Below are 17,668 nucleotides of genomic sequence, written 5' to 3'. Positions count from 1 at the left end.
CCCCTCTTCTCGCACACGAATATCCCGAAGGACTCGTGATGTCCGAACTTCTTTCCCGCACCCTCCGTAAGCCTCGACTCATCCTGTTCGTTCTGGCCGCCACGATCGCCGCCGCACTGGGAGTGACCGCGGCGCTGCCCGACGACTCCCCGGCAGCGCAGCCCGCCACCACCGACCCCAGCGATCCCAGCGGCCCGTTGGTCGCACAGATCACCCAGGCCCGGCAACAACTCGATCGCGTGCCCGGCAACGCGATCGGCTGGGCCGGTCTCGGCGCCGCCTATGTCGAGCTGGCCCGGGTGACCGGCGATCCCGAGAACTACGGCGAGGCGCAGCGGGCGCTGGATCGATCGCTGGAGCTGAAGCCCGAAGGCAATGCCGAAGCGCTGACCGGGCTCGGTGCGCTCGCCAACGCCCGGCACGACTTCATCCCCGCGCGCCGCTACGCCGAACAAGCCCTCGCGCTGCGACCGGACAGCGCAGACGTCTACGGCGTGCTGATCGATGCGCTGACCCAACTCGGTGAGGCCGACGCCGCGAGCGCGGCCGTGCAGCGGATGCTCGACCTGCGTCCCGGCGTTCCGTCGTTCACCCGCGCCGCCTACGACCTCGAATTGCGCGGTCGCACGGACGAGGCCCGGCAGGCGCTGCAGATGGCGCTGAACGCGGCGAACACCGCCGACCAGATCGCCTTCTGCCGCTACCACCTCGGCGAGCTCGCGTTCCACACCGGCAATCTCGACGAGGCCGAAAGTCATTATCGCTCCGGCCTTCTGGCGAACCCGGCGGACGCGGCGCTGCAACAGGGCATGGCCAAGACATACGCCGCCCGCGGCGATCTCGACCGGGCCATCGCCGAGTACACGGCGCTGACCGTCAGCGCGCCCCTGCCCGAGTACCTGATCGAGTTGGGCGAGCTCTTCGAGGCCGCGGGCAGGCCCGACGAGGCAGCCGCCAAGTATCGGGAGGTCTCCGACCAGTTCCGCCGGCTCGAAGAACAGGGAGCCACCGAGTACGTGGACGCCGCTCAGCTCGCCGCGGAACACGGCGACCCGGTCGAGGCGGTGCGGCTGGCGCAGCTGGAGTTCGGCCGCAGGCAGAGCGTCATCACCTCCGACGTGCTCGCCTGGTCGCTGCACAAGGCGGGGCGCGATGCCGAAGCGATCGTCTACGCCGACCGGGCGGCAGCCCTGGGCTGGCGCAGCGCCACCCTCGCCTACCATCGCGGCATGATCCTCGCGGCGCTGGGCGAGGCCGATCAGGCCGCCGGCGCACTGTCCGAGGCGCTGCGGATCAACCCGTACTTCTCGCCGTTGCACGCTCCCCGAGCCCGACAGGCCCTCGAGGCGCTCGGCGCCCGATGACCCGAGGGGGACACGCCCGCGTCGACCGGTCCGCCGGATCCACTCGGGCGTCACGCGATGCGATTCGGGGCTGAGCCGACCCGCGATACGGTAGGAGGGTGTCCGACTCCTCCCCCCGTCTCGGCACCGGCAGCGGTGATCTACCCGCGGCCATCCGGGTAACCGAAGTGTTGGCGGCGCTGTCGCTGACCACTGACCTGGCGACGGGAGCGCCCTTCGAGAAGGGGCTGGCTACCTGCCTGCTCGCGACCGCACTGGCACAGCGGATCGGTCTGGACCAAGCCGACCGGCGCGTCGTCTTCCATGCCGCCTTGCTCGGCGCGGTCGGGTGCACCAGCCGAGCATCGGAGAACGCCGCGGCGTTCGCCGACGACATAGCTTTCCAGCAGGCGTACCACGTGCTGGACCGCGGCGACGCACCGGTCTTCGCCGCGCAGCTGGAGCAGTTCGGCTCCTGGGCGCCCGGGGATCAGCCGCTGGTGCGGGAGCGGTTCGTCAAGGCGACGCCCACGCAGCGATCCACGGCGGTCCGATCGGTGTGCGAAGTCAGCCGTGCGCTCGGACCGCGGCTCGGCCTGCCGGACGCGGCGGTGGTCGCGCTCACCGAGGTCAAGGAACGCTGGGACGGCCTCGGTGCACCCGAACGCCTTCGGGGAGAAGAGATCTCACTGCCAGGACGCATCGTTCACGTCGCCGAGCAGGCGGTACTCGCGGCGGTGGGCCGGGGACGTCGCGGCGCGGAGGACGAGCTACGGCGCCGCGCGGGCGGGCATCTCGACCCGGAGGTGGTCAACTCGTTCGCCGCGGGCGAGGTGTGGGACTGCCTCGACGTGCCGGACGTACTCGCCGCGGTGATGCACGCCGAGCCCGGGGTTCCGCTGTACATCCGGCCCGCCGAACGGATGGAACTGTGCCTCGCACTCGCCGTCGTCGTCGACCTGAAAGGGCGCTGGCTGCTCGGGCATTCGGCGCACGTGGCCGATCTCGCCTGCGGCGCCGCCGGGTTGTCCGGAATGGGCGCCGCCGATCTCGATACCCTCCGCGCCGCGGCACTGTTGCACGACATCGGCCGAACCGCGGTGTCCTCGGCCATCTGGGATCGCCCAGGACCGCTCGGACTCGGTGACTGGGAACGCGTTCGGCTGCACACGTACTGGACCGACCGGGTGCTGCAACGGTGCCCGGGCCTTGCCGATCTGCGCGAGATCGCGGCGGGCCACCACGAACGTCTCGACGGCAGCGGCTATCACCGCGGCGTCGGTGGCCACGACCTGTCGAGATCGGCCCGAATCCTCGCGGCCGCAGATGTTTTCGCTGCGCTGACCGAGCCGCGACCGCACCGCATCGCCTTTTCTCCCGATGACGCCGCACGGATGCTCCTCGCGGAGGCGACCGCGGGAAGGTTGGACATGACCGCCTGCGCCGCGGTCGTGGAGGCGGCGGGTCTGCGCAAGCCGCGCACGGAATTCCCCTGCGGCCTCACCGAACGCGAGGTCGAAGTGTTGCGGCTCGCCGCCCGCGGGCTGTCGAACCGTCTGATCGCGGAGGAACTGGTGCTGTCCGAGCGCACGGTGGGGCATCACCTCGCACACATCTACGACAAGACCGGCCGCCGCACCCGCGCCGGCGCCGCCGTCTTCGCCATGGAGCACGGCCTGCTACCCGATTGAACAGGCCGCGGCGGCGGCTGCCGCCACGCGGCTCACCTCGACCCGCGCTGACCATGTTCACGCGGACACTCGCCGAGACCGGTCCCGAGGGACTGACGGCGGTGAGCGTTCACCCGGCCGACTTCGAAATCGATATGCCTCAGCTCCGCAGCCATGTGGAAGCGCCGATGGACGACGCCGCCGATCTGCTGGCGATGTACAGCGCCTCCGGCGCCCCGGTCGTCAACGGCGGCTACTACGCGGGCATTCGACCGGCGCGACCGGCTGCGCTGGTGCGCAATTCACGTGCCCGAGCCCGGCTGGCCGCCTGGACCAACCAGCAGTACCCCACCGCTTGACCGCACAAGAAACCGAGAGGCAGCCGACTCCCATGTCCAAACGATCGGCCAACCACGGCCACAAGCCCGGCGAGCGCTGAGATCTTCCACCCCGGACGAAGATCGAGGTCGGGATACCTGAAGCCTCGTGGTGCACAACGCGCCACGAGGCTTCGCTCATGTCTGCCGAACCCCGCAGAGAATGTGTCAAAAGTGCGGGAGCGCCTCGCAAGATTTCGTCAAGGAAACGCCCCGTTCGTCGCGGCCCTCCGTACCCTCACGGAGCCGAAAACGTATGCACCCCCGAGGTAGTCGTGCCGATGATCAGTGTTTCCGAGTTGGACAGGTTGCGCGAGGTGCTCAGCCACCCGCACGTGGTGGAGTTGCTCGATGCTCTCTCGCGTCGGCCTCGAACGGTGGCCGAGCTCAACGACATCGGTGGCGGGTACCGGTCCGTGGTGCGCAGATTGCGGATGCTGGCGGCGCACGGGCTGGTCGCCAGCGACGGTGCGGGAAGCCTGGATCAGCGGTATCCGATGACCGAGACCTTTGCGCTGACCGGGCACGGGCTGCGCACCGTCGCCGTGTTGTCGCACCAGGACACATGGGACGCGCTGTTCGGGGATGCCCTCGGCGCGGAGTGAGTCGAGGGTGGCCACCGGGCCGTAGTGGCGTCGGCAATCATCATGGTTGAGAGCTGAATAGCTGGTAGACGCCGTAAAACGAGATCTCACGGCAATACAAGCAACCGACTAGCATCGTAGGGTGTCACACATTCCGCAGCTCCCGCCGTTCCGCCGTTCCGAGCGGCAGGTTCCGGTGGCGCCGAAGGTCCCGGTGCCCACCGCCCGGGCGATCGTCGATTGCGCGGTCTACATCGACGGGCAGCGGCTCCCCGGCACATTCACCCACTCCGCGGCGCTGGCCGAGGTCCGCGAACGCGGTGCCGGGTTCGTCTGGGTAGGGCTGCACGAACCGGATGAGACGCAGATGGGCGACATCGCGCAGACCTTCGGGCTGCATTCACTGGCGGTCGAAGACGCGGTGAAAGCACATCAACGGCCGAAACTGGAACGCTACGACGACATTCTCGTGACGGTGATGCGCACCGTCGCCTACGTCGAGCACGAACTGCACAGCGTCAGCGAAATCGTGCAGACCGGCGAAATCCTCATTTTCACCGCACCCGACTTCGTCGTCGCGGTCCGCCATGGTGAGCACTCCGGCCTCGCCGGTGTCCGCCGCGATCTCGAGGCTCACCCGCAGCGACTCCAGCTGGGCCCCGGCGCCGTGTTGCACGCGATCGCCGATTTCGTCGTCGACTCCTACATCGAGGTCACCCAGGCGGTCGAGCTCGACGTCGACGTCATGGAAGAGGAGATCTTCACCCCGCGCCGCCGGATCGCCATCGAACCCATCTATCAGCTCAAACGGGAAATCGTCGAACTCCGGCGCGCGGTCAAGCCCCTCGCCGCTCCGCTCCATCAGCTCAGCGAGCCGGAAACGCCGCTGCCCAAGGAAGTTCGCCGCTATCTGCGCGACGTCGCCGACCATCACACCACCGTCGCCGAACGCATCAACGACTTCGACGACTCCCTCAGCGCCCTCATCGGCGCTGCCCTGGCGAAAACGGCCGTGCAGCAGAACACCGATCTGCGCAAGATCTCCGCCTGGGTCGCGATCCTCGCCGTCCCGACCATGATCGCCGGGATCTACGGCATGAACTTCGAACACATGGCCGAACTGCGGCAGGTCTGGGGCTACCCGGCCGTGCTCGCGCTCATGGCCACGCTCTGCGGCACGCTGTGGGTCGTCTTCCGCCGCATCGAATGGCTCTGAACCCGGCGGCCATCCGTTCGGATCCGGCATCCGCGGCCGCGGCCGGTAGCTGATCCCCCGTAGGAACCAGCCGATTTCCGTGCAACGAACTCGCCGCGTGTGGATTCCGAAAGGATTCGTGGTGACGGCGGCGGTAGAGCGTCAACAGTGCTGTCACAGGTCGCCGGATCGGCGTTCAATTCGGTCCCAATATCGCCCGGACATCGAGGATTTGGTGACGCCGCCCGTGACAATCGAAATAGCTATCGCCCTGCTCCTCGGGCTTGCCTTGGCCGTCTACGTCGTGATCACAATCCGGCAGGAGAAGCGCTGATGGCACTCGACACACTCCCTATCGCTCAGCGCCCGAATCCGGAGCCGACCCGCACGAGTCATCGCGTCGCGGCCGGCGTGCTCGAACCACGGCAGCTGATCACGACGCTGCCCGAGGCGCTCCGCAAACTCGACCCGCGCACACTGTGGCGCAACCCGGTGATGTTCGTGACCGAGGTCGGCGCCGTACTCACCACCGCGACGGCCGTGGCCCAGCCCTCGCTGTTCGGGTGGCTGATCGCGGCATGGCTCTGGCTCACCGTGCTGTTCGGCCCCTCCGACCGTTCGCCCGTGCTCACCGTCGCCGATGACACCGACACGATGCCGGCGCAACGGCGACGGGGTCGGCCTCGGCCTTGCGCTGGCCCGCGGACTCGCCGAGGCGATGGGAGCCCGCATCACCCCCGACAGCACGCCCGGCGGCGGACTGACCATGGTCGTCACCGTGCCGAAAGCCGAGCAGTCGTGACCCCGGTCCGCGTCGCCGAGCAGATACCGCTGTAGCGCCAAGACAACGGAAATATTCGGTGCGCGGCTGTCGAGGAATCGCTAATGGCGATGCCCACCATGACGGTTGCCGTGTTGACTGTCAGCTCAGGGCCGCTACTCGTTCAGGGGGCATACGACAATCATGAGTTCCTTCGCTCGAGAGATCTGCCTATCGTCCATCCATGTGTACTGGTCGTCGGCGGACTCCGTCTTCATCGCACTGTCGGACGACCACCCGGACCTGGTCTGCCGCAACCCATGGTCCTCACTGGCCGCGGTCGACGGCCTGCTCGACCTGATCGAGAATCGTCACCGCCACCATCAACCAGCCGACCGCCCAGCAGCCTGACGGGGCCGTAGAGACGGCGCAGAAAACAACGATGTTCGTGTAGTTGCTGCTTCGCGCTCGGGCTCGACCGGTTACCGGCCGTTGCGGGTGCGTGACACGTTGTTCTGATCCGCAGCGGTGGTCGGTGCCGAGTGCGCGGTGGTGGCGATGTGGTGGGCGGCGAGGTAGGCGAAGACGATGGCGGGTCCGATGGTGGCGCCGGGTCCGGCATAGGTGTGGCCCATGACGGGTGTGGCGGTGTTGCCCGCGGCGTAGAGGCCCTCGATGACGGTGTGGTCGGCGCGCAGGACGCGGCTGTGGGTGTCGGTGAGCAGGCCGCCTTTGGTGCCGAGGTCGCCGGGGACCAAGCGGGCGGCGTAGTAGGGGCCGGTGGCCACGGCGCCGAGGTTGGGGTTGGGGTGTTGGCGGGGGTCGCCGTAGTAGCGGTCGTAGGCGCTTTCGCCGCGACCGAAGTCCTCGTCGATGCCGGTGCGGGCGAAGGTGTTGAATCGGGCCACCGTGGCGGTGAGTCGGTCGGCGGGGACGCCGATCTTGTCGGCGAGTTCGCCGATGGTGGCGGCGCGGGTAAGGGCGCCGGTGTCGAACCAGCGTTGGGGCAGGGGTTGTCGTGGGGGCAGGCCTGCGAACAGGTAGCGGTTGCGGTAGCGCTGGTCGAAGATCAGCCAGGCGGGCAGGTTTTCGGCGGGGCCTTCGCCTTGTCCGTGGTCGCCGCCGTACATGCGGTGCACGGCATCGACGTAAGGCAGTGATTCGTTCATGAACCGCACGCCGCGGTCGTTGACGATGAGGCTGCCGGGCAGGTTGCGTTCGGCCAGACAGAACCACGGTTGGCGGGGCAGCGGGATCGACGGCCCCCACCAGGCGTCATTCATGAAACCGGTGGCCGCGCCCACGGCCGCACCGGCGGCGATGCCGTCGCCGGTGTTGGCGGCGGCCCCGACGGTCCAGTCCGCGCTGATGGGTGCGCGCTGGTGCTGCTGGCGTAGGGCGTGGTTGCGTTCGAATCCGCCGCACGCCAGGATCACCCCGGAGCGTGCGGTGATCTGTTGTTCGGTTCCGCCGCGACGCACCCGCGCGCCGGTGACTCGATCGTCGGTGATGGTCAGTTCGAGCAGCGGGGTGTCGAGCAGCAGCGGGATTCCGGCGTCGAGCATCCCTTTGCGCAACATGGCGCTCAGCGCCTGGCCGCGAGCGAGCAGATGCTGGCCCCGGATGCGGGCGGTGAGCCAGCGTGCGGCGATACGGATCGCGCGCCAGGGTGCGCGGGGGTTGCGTAGGCCGAGGTGGATCTGACGGAAATCGGCCTGGGTGAGAACGAAGTTGCGGGGCGCCTTGGAATAGTCGGGTTCGAGGGTGGCCAACTCTCCACCCAGCACTCGGGCGTCGAAGGGGGCGGGTTCGACGGATCGGCCATGGGCGCGCCCGCCTGCGGCTTCGGGGTAGTAGTCGCTGTAGCCGGGCACCCAACGCATCCGAAGCGGGCTGTGGGCGGTGAGGAAGTCGAAAGCTGTTGGACCGTGGTCGATATAGGTGTCGATCTTGTCCTTGTCGACCACCGAACCGATGATCGCGGTCAGATAGGTGCGCGCGGCCTCGAGGTCATCGTCGGGTGCTTCCCCGCGCAGCACGGTGTTGCCCGGAATCCATACCCCACCTCCGGAGCGGGCGGTGGAACCGCCCCAGTGGATGGCCTTTTCGATGACGAGTACGGAGAGTCCGTTGTGGGCAGCGGTGATCGCGGCGGTCATTCCGGCGGCGCCGGAGCCGACCACCAGCACGTCCACGGTGTCGATGTCGCTGTGGTCCTGTCGCATGACTGGTGGAGTTTCCTATCCGTCAAAGTCGTTGAGAGCCGGGTGGATCAGGCTGTGTCAGTTCGCCATCGGGGGTCCTGAACCGCAGCGAGGGCGGCTTCCACGCATACCGGGAGCGACACCGCCGGGTCGTGGCCGCCGCGCAGCCATTGCAGAAGGCCGAACTCCGCGGCCGCGAGCATCAGATGCACCAACAGCCCCGGCGTGGGATCGGTCTCGGGATCGCGTGCCATCCGGTGGGCGACGAGCTCGACCAACCGGGCCCGATGATCGGGCGGGATCAACGCGACACGGTCCAGCAGATGCGGCGCGGTCGTGAACGCCGCCCGCCACTGCTCGAGCTCCTCGACCGCCAACGACGTCGAGCGAGCCAGGATCGCCCCCGCCAACGCCACATCGGCCGGTTCGCTTCCGGGGCGCGCCTCCAACAAACCGGCGATACCGGCACCACCCTCGCGCACTGGCTCCAGCAGCAGATCCTCCTTGCTGCGCACATGCCGAAAATACGTGCTCGGCGAAACCCCCGCCTCCGCCGCGATCTGCTCGGTGGTGACCGCCTCGAACCCCGACCGCGCGAACAACCTGTAGGCCGCCCGCTGAATATCGTCGCGAACCCGACGACGCTGCCGATCACGCAAAGACACCGCCCACCACCCTTCAGATAACCGAACGACGAACCATCAACGAAAGTCTCACTCGAGATGACAGAGTCTGTCAATATGGGCTTCGATGTCATCGAGTTGCGGTTTCGGGCATAGCGTCGGCACGAGCGGACGCGCGATCCACTCGGGATACCGAGCTCGCTGCTGCGCAGAAGGCACCGCAGCGCGCCGAATTCTGCAGCCTGGTCGGCAAATCCGCTGATCCAGCCCGAGTGCTGGCCAGCGCCATCGATGAACTGCACGAGGCCCTCGGCGAGGTCGAGGCGGTGATGGCCGAGGGTGAGGGCCACATCGAGCTGTGAGCGGGCGCGTCAAGCTATGAATTCAGGTCGATGTCGGGGGTCTCGGTGCCCGGCACGCGCCCTTATGGTGGATCGATGGCATCGGTCAAGCAGGTCCAAGTCACCTTCGACTGCGCAGAACCCGAGCGCGTCGCTCGTTTCTGGTGCGAGGTGTTGGGCTACGTGGTACCGCCGCCACCAGAGGGGTTCACTACGTGGGACGATTTCGATCGCTTGCGGCCGCCTCAGCGTCAGGGTTCGTCGTTCGCCTGTGTCGATCCGTCAGGAGTGGGCCCGCGACTGTATTTCCAGCGCGTTCCCGAAGGCAAGGTCGTCAAGAATCGGGTGCATCTCGACGTGCGGGTCGGCACCGGCCTCGTGGGTGAAAAGCGCCTCGCCGCACTCGAAGCCGAGTGCGCACGACTGATCACCCTCGGCGCGGTACGCGTGCGACTGCTGTCCGCCGATGGCCACAACGAGTCGTGCATCGTGATGCAAGACATCGAGGGCAACGAGTTCTGTCTCGACTGATGCCCTCGAATCCCCGGGCATATCGCGCGGTTCTCGGGCAGTCGGATGGCCCAGAACCCGGCAACAGCAACTAGCTGAGGCGGTGCCGGGCGAGAAGGTCGGTGTCGCAGAGGATTTCGTCGATGGGACCGTCCGCCACGATGCGTCCGCTGTCCAGGATCACCGCGCGGTCGCAGATGCGCTGGGCGTAGGGCAGGTCGTGGGTCACCAGGACGAGTGTGGTCGGCAGGGCCAGCAGGATGTCGGCGAGTTCGCGGCGGGCTACCGGGTCGAGGTTGGCGGCCGGTTCGTCGAGGACGAGCACCTCCGGACGGCAAGCCAGTACGGTGGCCAGCGCGGCGCGGCGGCGTTCGCCGAGCGACAGGCGTGTCGGCGAGCGATCGGCGCGATCCGACATTCCGACCGCGGCGAGCGCGAAGCGCACACTCTCGGTGAGACGCTCGCCGCGCATGCCGAAATTGATCGGTCCGAACGCGACATCCTGTTCGACGGTCGGCATGAACAGTTGATCGTCCGGATCTTGGAACACCACACCGACGCGCTGGCGGATGGCCCGAACGGTGTTGCGGTCCAAACGCGTATCGCCGATGTACACCTCGCCGGAGCTCGCGCTGAGCACACCGTTGAGATGGAGCATGAGGGTGGACTTGCCCGCGCCGTTGGGTCCGAGAACCGCGACCCGCTCCCCACCGGCGATGTCGAGATTCAGCCCGTGCAGCGCACCGGTCCCATCCGGATACGCGAAGGCCAGGTCGACGACGCGGACGGCGGACGCCGCCGGCTCGTTCACCGGACGACCCATGCGCCCAGACAGACACACACCGCGGCCAAGGCGGGAACGCAGGCGAGCAAGCGTTGCCCGCGGGTGCCCGAGGGCGTGCCGAAATCCGTCATCGTGCCGGTGAAACCCCGCGAGAGCATCGCCAAGTGAACCCGTTCGCCTCGTTCGTAGGATCGCAGAAACAGGCTGCCGACGCCGCGTGCCGTCGCGCCGATCTGACGTATCGTACGCGGGTCGTCGCCACGCGAGACTCGCGCAAGGCGCATGCGCGCCGCCTCGTCGGCGATGACGTCCACGTAGCGCAGCATCAGCACGACGATCGTGACGATCATGCCGGGCACGCGGAGCCTGCTGAGCCCGGCGGGCAGCTCGCGGACGCTCGTCGTGGCCGCCACTGTCAGCGAAATCCCTACCCCGATGGTTCCTTTCGCAATGATCCCCCAGGCGGCATAGAGACCGGTCGTCGACAGCGACAGCCCGAGCAACGTCGTTCTGGATTCGCCGGCGGCGAACGGCAGCAGAATCGCCAACACGACGAACGGCAATTCGACGAGCAGCCGCGGCGCGATCCACCGCGGCGGGATCTGCGCCACGCGCCAGAGCGCGATCAGTCCGGCCGCGTAGGCAGCGAACGGCCAGAACATCTCCCGCGGCGTTGCGACCACGGCGAAAACCGTGACCGTGGCGCAGGCGATCTTCACTTCGGCCGGTGTCCGATGCACCGGCGAGTTGCCGGGTAGGTACAGCCGGTGGCTGACGGAGGTCACCTACGTGGACTCCTGTTCGGGCGACCGGTCTCGGTTCTCCGAAACACGTGCGGCCTCTGGATGATTCGATCGTCCCGCTCTGATGATGCGCACCACCGCGAAGAGCGCGGCGAAGGCCGCGGCGACGCCGACCACGCCCGCTACGCCGGTCAGCCGGTCGTCACCGCCGATCGTGTAGTCGGCCAGCGGCGAATCCGCCAGTGCGTGATCGCCTGTGTTCTGGGCGATGCACTCACCGTGCAACTCCTCGGCTCCGTCGACCTCGACTATGGTGCAGCCACGCTGCGTCGTCGCATCGAGGCCGTCCGGCTGCGAACTCGCCACATACGACAACAGCCCCGCGACGAGCACCGCGACCGCGGCGAAACCGAACAGGAATCCGTTCATCGACAGAGCAACACGCGACGGCGCCGCCGTCCGGTCGGTGGCACGCAGCAGATACACGAGGTCGGGGCGGGCGTTGACGACGGCGACGACGGTGATCGCGGTGATGATCCCCTCCCCGACACCGATCAGCGTGTGGGTGACCAGCATGTACCAGGCGACCGCGCCGACGGTGGACCCCGCGGCCCCGCCGATCGCGTACTCGACAACGAAACCCATTGCGGCAAGGACGGTTCCGGCCAATGCGGCAACGAAGGCGACGACACCGATCCCGCCCTGCCGCGGCGCGAGAGGCAGTAGCCGGCGCGCAACGAAGTACCCGGCCGCTACCCCGACCAGCGCCATATTCGTGATGTTCGTCCCCAGTGCGGTCAACCCGCCGTCGGCGAACAGCAGTGCCTGCACAACCAGCACGATCGCCACACACAGCGCCCCCACGTAGGGGCCGACCAGGATCGCGGCCAGCGCCCCGCCCAATAGATGTCCGCTCACGCCGGGCAGAATCGGGAAGTTCACCATCTGCACCGCGAAGATGAACGCGGCCACCAGACCTGCCATCGGAGCGGCGCGCTCGTCTAGTTCGGCACGCGCGCGCCATGCTGCGATCCCCAAGCCCGCAACTGCGACGACGGTGAACATCACAGAAGTGGGTGCGTCGATGATGCCATCGCTCATATGCATGGCCGATGTGGTGTAGCTCACCTCCCGATACGATACTCGCAATATATGTACAAGTGGACCGATATGTGAGCATTCGCGATGACTGGCCCCGGCCAAGAGAGAACGGCAGAGTAGAACCGTGCCCGCAAGCCTCCCGCTCGACCCCGAACACGCCCGGCCCCCAGCGCCCGGCCTGGATGTGGCCGGTATCGAACACTGGGCCCGCCGATTCGACCTGCTCTCCGACGTCAATCGGCTCCGTCTGCTGGTGTGCCTGCACCACACCCCCGACCAGAGCGTGACCGACCTCGCCGCCGCCGTCGGGATGACGGCGACCGCCGCGTCACACGCCCTGCGGCTGCTGCGCTACCAGGGCTGGGTCACCGCATCCAAGAGCGGCCGCATCGTGCGCTACCGCCTCGCGGACGAAACCGTCCATCAACTCCTGCACTGGATCGGCGCCCCCCACGCCTCCGAACCGAGCCCGCTCTAGGGGTTCTTCGGGCGCGTGCAACTCGAGCTCGATCGGGCGCCTCGGCTCCTGGGCGGGTAAGTCCCAGGTCGGTGTCGAACACCTGGCGGACGGCCCTCGCGCTGGCCGCTGAGTTCGGTATCGAGCATGGGACCGGGGCAGATACGGAGCAGAGATGCTCATGTGGTCGGTTGGTCGGTGGGTGCCAGGCCGAGGATGCCGGTCAGGTCGCGGAGGCATTCTTCGTAGACCGGTTCGAGGTCGGAGTAGGCGAAGTCGAGCTGGTGCAGGACTTCCATGCACAGCAGGCCGTAGAGCCGGATCCAGCAGGACAGGAACACGTGCGCGGCTGCGGGTGGTAGCTGTTCGCCGATTGTGGCCGAGTAGGTGATCAGCTGTTCGCGTAAGGACGAGGGCAGCTCTGCCGGGTCGGGTACCGGGAACGGGCGTGTCTGCCAGAGCTCGATCGTCAGGTCCAGCAGCACTCGTTCGAACCGCTGGCCGGCCCGGTGGCGTTCGGAATCCGGTTGCCGGTTCAATGGGGTGATCGGGGCGGCGAAGATCCAGCCGAACTCTGCCGGGTGAGTGATCGCCCAGGTGCGCATGGCGCGGCAGACCGCCAGTATGCGCTCGCCGACCGGTGCGCGGGCGCGGGCGTCGCGGACCTGTTCCATGGCGATGGCCAGGTCGTCGAAGAAGTCCGCGGTCACCGCGCCGACCAGCGCGTCGTGGCCGGGGTAGTAGTGATAGAGGGCCGGCCCGCTCATCCCGACCTGCCGGGCTACCGCGTTGATGGTCACCGCGGCCGGCCCCTGCTCGACCAGCAGTGTGCGTACTGCCTCGTGGATTTCCTTCAGGGTGGCCTTGCGTAGCCGCTCGCGCCTTCCGGCGGTCTGTGTTGACATCGTCACCCTTCTGCTGGTTCACCGCACTCGTTGACATTCTAGAGCATCTATGGTGTCTTAATGTCTCTAAATAATTTAGAGGCTCTAAGGAGTGCGCGTGGAACGTTGGTGGTGGGTACTTCTGGCGGTTGTGGTGGTCACGATCGCGGTGTGGTGGCGGCAATCCAGATCCGCTCGGATGCGCGCCTGTGTCGGGTCGGCCTGTGGTCGCGAGGGTCGGCGATGAAGGCGCTCGTCGTGGGCGGCGGCATCGGCGGGCTGGCCGCTGCGGTGGCGTTCCACCAACGTGGCTGGCAGGTAAAGGTGCTCGAACGCGCGCCGGAGATCACCGAAATCGGTGCGGGGCTGTCGATCCAGCCCAACGGGCTGCGCGCCTTGGACACGCTCGGCCTCGGTGACCTCCTGCGCACCGGCGGACCGGCCGGCCCGCCGCAGGGCATCCGAGGCGTCAACGGGGCCTGGTTGATCCGCAACGACATCGAAGAACTCGAACGGCGATTCGGCCCGTGGGCGATCATTCACCGGGCCGCACTGGTGGACATCCTGCGCGCGGCCCTCCCCGCGCATGTCCTGCGACCGGGAACCACCGTGCGGCAGGTCCTGCCCGACGGCGCAGTCCACCACGACGGCGGCACCGCCACCGCGGATCTCGTGATCGGCGCCGACGGCGTGCACAGCGTGACCCGATACTCGCTCTGGCCGCACGCCGCTGGCCCACGCTATTTGGGGTACACCACTTGGCGCCTGCTCACCGCGCCCCACGCCGTCGAGGGCAGTGTCGAAATGTGGGGTAGAGGTGAACGTTTCGGCTACATTCCGATGCCCGACGGCCGTGTCTACTGCTATCTGATGGGTAACGCCCCAGCCGGATCCCGTCTGGGGCTGGATCGACTTCGTGAGCGGTTCGCGCGCTGGCACGATCCCGTCCCAGCCCTACTCGATGCCGCACGCCCAGATGCCGTCCTGCAGCACGACACCCACGAGCTACCGAACCTGCGCACCTACGTCCGCGGGAAAGTCGCGATTCTCGGCGACGCCGCGCACGCCATGGCCCCCAACCTCGGGCAGGGCGCCTGCCAAGCACTCGAGGACGCCGTCACGCTGGCCGCCACCGTGGACACCTTCGGCGTCGACGCGGGACTGCAGGAATACGACCGCCTCCGCAGGCCCCGCACCCAGATGATCGCCCAACTCTCGCGCCGGGTCGGCGCACCCGCGCACTGGAACTCACCACTGGCGACCGCGCTACGCGACACCGTGCTCCCCCTCCTACCCAGCGCACTCTTCGGTCGTTCGATAACGCCCGCCTACTCCTGGACGCTCTGACCTGCCCGAAACACCCGATCCACCCTCTGAGAGACGAGAGGTCCTGCTCGATGCCTTTGCCTCGAATCGTGATCGCCGCAGTAGCGGTGATCACGATGGTCAGCGCCGTACTCGCCGACCTGGTCATTCCCGACCTCGCCGTGCAGCACGCCTTCAACCCGAACTGGCCGCCGCATGCGAAGTTCCACGACGCTCAATACATGGTGATGACGGTGCTCCTCGGCGTCATCGGCCGGACGCTGGCCCTGCGACCGGGCCGGGACGCATACGGCCGGACGCTATGCGCTGCAGCAGTTGTGGCCACCCCGTGGCTCGGGATGACCGGTGCGCTGCTGTTCCCCGATACCGCGACCTACGATCCCGAGTTCGCCGATCGGACTCTTTTCGTTCTCGGCTTGCACGGACAGGTCTTTATGGCGCTGATCCTTCTCACAGCGCTACTCGGCGCGATCGCGGCGTCCTGGCGGCGTGCGGATTCGGCCCGGTACTGACCGATTGCTGTCCCGGTCCCACACTTCATCCGAACGGCGGTGGGTGACGGGTGAACGGCGATCGAGCAGACTGTGGGAATGTCGCACCCGGAGCTGACCGCACAACCTCGGTGGCAACGGACCGGAAAGGCCCACTTCCCGGTCGCGGCGTTCGTCGACGGCTCATGGTGGATCTTGCGGATCAACGGCTTCCCCGATCACCCGCTCTGGACGCTCTTCGTCGACGGGCTGCGCCGTTTCGATATCGATGACACGCCTGCCACGTGGGGCAGACCGGCCGACCCTTCCGTCCCGTCACTGGGCGCCGGGACGGTCGAGGAGATCCTGGCGCCCATCCGCGGCTTCGTCGCCTACGGCAGCGAAATCGGCGAGCCGTGCGACAACCCCTTCTGTTGCGGCTGATGCACATCTGCACGGCGTGCTCGTCGATTCCGGTGTGCGGCGGCGATCAGCCACCGCCGTGATCGGTCCACGCGACAGCGCGCAGCGGGAACGTGCCCATCCCCCGCACCGGTGCGGGCAGTGCGACGAGCCGGGCGCCGGTGTCGGGGACCGCGTCCAGGTTCGTCAGATGCTCGATGATCGGGATACCCGCACCGAGCAGCGTGTGATGACACGGCCGCGTCGGCAGCGAGGTGTCGTCGATATCGAGTGAGTCGATGCCGACCAGCGCCACATTCGCCGCCACCAGCGCCTCCGCGACCTCGCCGACCAGGAACGGATGCCCGGGGCCCAGATACGCCGGCGAACCCCACCGCGCCGACCATCCGGTGTGCACGAGCACCGCCTTGCCCCACAGTCGCGCCGGGTCGCCGAGCACATCCGGTCCCACCGCGCCGGAACCCGCCACGCGGATCATCACGATCCGCACGTTCAACAGACGTTCCAGCGGCAGCTCGGCGATATCGGCGCCCTCGGCATGGAAATGAAAGGGCGCCTCGATATAGGTCCCGGTGTTGCCGACCATATCCACGCGTCCGATGTCGTAGGTCATGTCGACCAGCGGCGACTGCTCCCGCGAAATATCCGTGGTGACACGCGGCCGCGGCAGACCCGGGTAGGTGAGCATGCCGTCCGAGATCGGATGAGAAAGCTCCACGATCGCCTTGCTCATGCTAGGGACGGTACCGGCCGGCAAGGTCGTTGATACCGCCGGAGGTCCGGGCGAAGGCGAACTGCGTCGGGCATTCGGCCTAGAGCCCAAGCGGTAGTCGATACACTTGCCGCGGCGGGTGGGCGTGAGATCCGCTGGTTCTGGCTCAACCATGCTGTCGCAGCTCGGATATCGATACCACCGCTGATCGCGGTCGCGAGTCGTCCGGAGGTCCAGCAGGTAGTGCTGGATTCGCCGAGCAATGTCGAGGTCGTGGCCGGGTTCTGAGAGGAGCCGGGATGTCCTCGCCGCCGGAGACCGTGCCGCTTTCGAGCGACAGCAGATGGGCCGCCCGGCTCGACGACGCGATGCACGAGGCCGTGGCAACGCGGGACCCGGACCTGCGCCGGATGGCGGCTGAGCTGATCCGGCACGGCGGCAAACGGCTTCGCCCGCGGTTGCTCTTCCTCTCCGCGAGCCTCGGCCGTGCCGCCGACGAGCTGCTCGTCGACGCCGCCACCGCAATCGAACTCGTGCACGTCGCGTCGTTGCTGCACGACGATGTGATGGATGGCGCGGCGACCCGACGCGGAGCGCCGAGCGTGAATTCCCGATGGGGCAATACCGATGCGGCGGCCGCCGGAACGCATGTGCTCGCGTGCGCGATGGCCGTGCTCGCGCGGCTGCCGCAGGCCGCGGTGGCAGCCGCGACCGAGGCGGCGTTCACGGTGTGCAGCGGTCAGCTCCGCGAGACCGAGCACGTGTACGACACCGAGCTCGGCGCCGACGAGCATGTCGGGATCCTTCGCAGGAAGACGGCCACGTTGTTCGAGCTGCCGTGCCGTCTCGGTGCGGAGCTGGCCGGCTGCGATCCCGCCCACGTCCGTGCGCTCTCCCGTTTCGGGCGGGAGCTGGGGATCGCGTTCCAGCTCACCGACGACCTCCTCGATCTCGTCGGCGACGCCGCGAGCCTGGGCAAGCCGACCGGCGCCGATCTGCGAGCCGGGGTGTTCTCGCACGCGGTGCTGATCGCGTTGCGACAGCACCCGAATGGACGTCTCGCCGCGCAGCTGCGGCACGAGAATCTCACCGCCGCCGAGGCGGCCGAGGCGGCGGCGCTGGTGCGCGACAGCGGCGCCGTGGACGCGACGCGCGAGCTGG

At 67.9% G+C, this 17,668-nt stretch carries 21 protein-coding genes and 1 pseudogene; 13 read left to right on the top strand and 9 right to left on the bottom strand.

The genetic code is table 11. The features are described from left to right. Positions 1-38 precede the first annotated feature (38 nt). The 5 genes from NL1_RS11530 to NL1_RS11510 all read left to right on the top strand — a co-directional run bounded on the left by NL1_RS11530 (position 39) and on the right by NL1_RS11510 (position 5,190). Complete coding sequence (locus tag NL1_RS11530) at positions 39-1,364, top strand: tetratricopeptide repeat protein (RefSeq protein ID WP_067837742.1); 1,326 nt, start codon at positions 39-41, stop codon at positions 1,362-1,364. A 98-nt stretch (positions 1,365-1,462) separates the two neighbouring features. Next, positions 1,463-3,034 carry an HD domain-containing phosphohydrolase gene (locus tag NL1_RS39910; RefSeq protein ID WP_084510501.1) on the top strand — a complete coding sequence of 524 codons (1,572 nt, stop codon included), beginning with the start codon at positions 1,463-1,465 and terminating at the stop codon, positions 3,032-3,034. Between the two features lie 53 nt (positions 3,035-3,087). Then, positions 3,088-3,372: a hypothetical protein gene (locus NL1_RS11520; RefSeq protein WP_067837738.1), complete on the top strand. Its 285-nt coding sequence runs from the start codon at positions 3,088-3,090 to the stop codon at positions 3,370-3,372. Positions 3,373-3,671: 299 nt separating this feature from the next. Then, positions 3,672-3,995: a helix-turn-helix domain-containing protein gene (locus NL1_RS11515; protein ID WP_084510500.1), complete on the top strand. Its 324-nt coding sequence runs from the start codon at positions 3,672-3,674 to the stop codon at positions 3,993-3,995. Between the two features lie 130 nt (positions 3,996-4,125). Then, entirely contained in the window at positions 4,126-5,190 is a 1,065-nt protein-coding gene (locus NL1_RS11510; protein ID WP_067837903.1) for a magnesium and cobalt transport protein CorA, read from the top strand. Between the two features lie 371 nt (positions 5,191-5,561). On the opposite strand, the gene NL1_RS40010 is transcribed toward NL1_RS11510, so the two are convergent. Then, positions 5,562-5,801, bottom strand: coding sequence for a hypothetical protein (locus NL1_RS40010; RefSeq protein WP_084510499.1), 240 nt, complete (start codon positions 5,799-5,801; stop codon positions 5,562-5,564). Positions 5,802-5,809: 8 nt separating this feature from the next. Here NL1_RS40010 and NL1_RS36405 point away from each other — a divergent pair, with 8 nt between their 5' ends. Beyond that, a complete protein-coding gene (locus tag NL1_RS36405) occupies positions 5,810-5,971 on the top strand; it encodes an ATP-binding protein (RefSeq protein ID WP_084510498.1) in 162 nt (53 codons plus the stop codon). Positions 5,972-6,133: 162 nt separating this feature from the next. Continuing rightward, positions 6,134-6,340, top strand: coding sequence for a hypothetical protein (locus tag NL1_RS37470; protein ID WP_156094806.1), 207 nt, complete (start codon positions 6,134-6,136; stop codon positions 6,338-6,340). Positions 6,341-6,411: 71 nt separating this feature from the next. Here the strand turns inward: NL1_RS37470 and kstD are convergent, their stop codons facing one another. Next, on the bottom strand, positions 6,412-8,154 hold the full coding sequence (gene kstD, locus NL1_RS11500; RefSeq protein WP_067837732.1) for a 3-oxosteroid 1-dehydrogenase: 1,743 nt from the start codon (positions 8,152-8,154) through the stop codon (positions 6,412-6,414). Positions 8,155-8,201: 47 nt separating this feature from the next. After that, positions 8,202-8,798 carry a TetR/AcrR family transcriptional regulator gene (locus NL1_RS11495; RefSeq protein WP_067837730.1) on the bottom strand — a complete coding sequence of 199 codons (597 nt, stop codon included), beginning with the start codon at positions 8,796-8,798 and terminating at the stop codon, positions 8,202-8,204. 395 nt (positions 8,799-9,193) lie between these two features. Here NL1_RS11495 and NL1_RS11490 point away from each other — a divergent pair, with 395 nt between their 5' ends. Further along, entirely contained in the window at positions 9,194-9,628 is a 435-nt protein-coding gene (locus NL1_RS11490; protein ID WP_067837726.1) for a VOC family protein, read from the top strand. 70 nt (positions 9,629-9,698) lie between these two features. Here NL1_RS11490 and NL1_RS11485 read toward each other — a convergent pair whose 3' ends face one another. The 4 genes and pseudogenes from NL1_RS11485 to NL1_RS39370 all read right to left on the bottom strand — a co-directional run. Continuing rightward, positions 9,699-10,430, bottom strand: a complete 732-nt coding sequence (locus tag NL1_RS11485) for an energy-coupling factor ABC transporter ATP-binding protein (protein ID WP_067837723.1) — start codon at positions 10,428-10,430, stop codon at positions 9,699-9,701. Continuing rightward, entirely contained in the window at positions 10,415-11,176 is a 762-nt protein-coding gene (cbiQ, locus tag NL1_RS11480) for a cobalt ECF transporter T component CbiQ (RefSeq protein ID WP_067837720.1), read from the bottom strand. The genes NL1_RS11485 and cbiQ overlap by 16 nt, the downstream gene beginning before the upstream one ends. Continuing rightward, on the bottom strand, positions 11,177-11,563 hold the full coding sequence (locus NL1_RS39375) for a PDGLE domain-containing protein (protein WP_245673194.1): 387 nt from the start codon (positions 11,561-11,563) through the stop codon (positions 11,177-11,179). It lies immediately after the preceding gene. A gap of 30 nt (positions 11,564-11,593) precedes the next feature. Next, positions 11,594-12,241, bottom strand: a pseudogene (locus tag NL1_RS39370) (energy-coupling factor ABC transporter permease); the annotation flags it as partial. 118 nt (positions 12,242-12,359) lie between these two features. Here NL1_RS39370 and NL1_RS11470 point away from each other — a divergent pair. Further along, positions 12,360-12,713, top strand: a complete 354-nt coding sequence (locus NL1_RS11470) for an ArsR/SmtB family transcription factor (protein WP_067837717.1) — start codon at positions 12,360-12,362, stop codon at positions 12,711-12,713. Between the two features lie 158 nt (positions 12,714-12,871). On the opposite strand, the gene NL1_RS11465 is transcribed toward NL1_RS11470, so the two are convergent. Then, positions 12,872-13,597 (bottom strand): TetR/AcrR family transcriptional regulator, encoded by a 726-nt coding sequence (locus NL1_RS11465; protein ID WP_067837714.1) that lies wholly within the window; start codon positions 13,595-13,597, stop codon positions 12,872-12,874. Between the two features lie 222 nt (positions 13,598-13,819). Here NL1_RS11465 and NL1_RS11460 point away from each other — a divergent pair, with 222 nt between their 5' ends. The 3 genes from NL1_RS11460 (at position 13,820) to NL1_RS11450 (ending at position 15,816) form a co-directional block, all read left to right on the top strand. After that, a complete protein-coding gene (locus NL1_RS11460; RefSeq protein WP_067837711.1) occupies positions 13,820-14,923 on the top strand; it encodes an FAD-dependent monooxygenase in 1,104 nt (367 codons plus the stop codon). A 50-nt stretch (positions 14,924-14,973) separates the two neighbouring features. Beyond that, complete coding sequence (locus tag NL1_RS11455; protein WP_067837708.1) at positions 14,974-15,414, top strand: DUF6640 family protein; 441 nt, start codon at positions 14,974-14,976, stop codon at positions 15,412-15,414. Positions 15,415-15,492: 78 nt separating this feature from the next. After that, positions 15,493-15,816 carry a hypothetical protein gene (locus NL1_RS11450; RefSeq protein ID WP_067837704.1) on the top strand — a complete coding sequence of 108 codons (324 nt, stop codon included), beginning with the start codon at positions 15,493-15,495 and terminating at the stop codon, positions 15,814-15,816. A 46-nt stretch (positions 15,817-15,862) separates the two neighbouring features. Here the strand turns inward: NL1_RS11450 and NL1_RS11445 are convergent, their stop codons facing one another. Continuing rightward, positions 15,863-16,528 carry a cyclase family protein gene (locus NL1_RS11445; RefSeq protein ID WP_067837702.1) on the bottom strand — a complete coding sequence of 222 codons (666 nt, stop codon included), beginning with the start codon at positions 16,526-16,528 and terminating at the stop codon, positions 15,863-15,865. 278 nt (positions 16,529-16,806) lie between these two features. On the opposite strand from NL1_RS11445, the gene NL1_RS11440 reads away from it, so the two are divergent. Continuing rightward, positions 16,807-17,668: polyprenyl synthetase family protein (locus NL1_RS11440; RefSeq protein ID WP_067837698.1), on the top strand; the 862-nt coding region annotated here is incomplete at its 3' end.

Origin of the sequence: Nocardia lijiangensis NBRC 108240, from assembly GCF_001613045.1 — a bacterium.
Lineage (GTDB): Bacteria > Actinomycetota > Actinomycetes > Mycobacteriales > Mycobacteriaceae > Nocardia > Nocardia lijiangensis.
The sequence above is the reverse complement of the archived record's forward strand: the minus strand, read 5'-3'. Positions and strand labels throughout refer to the sequence as shown.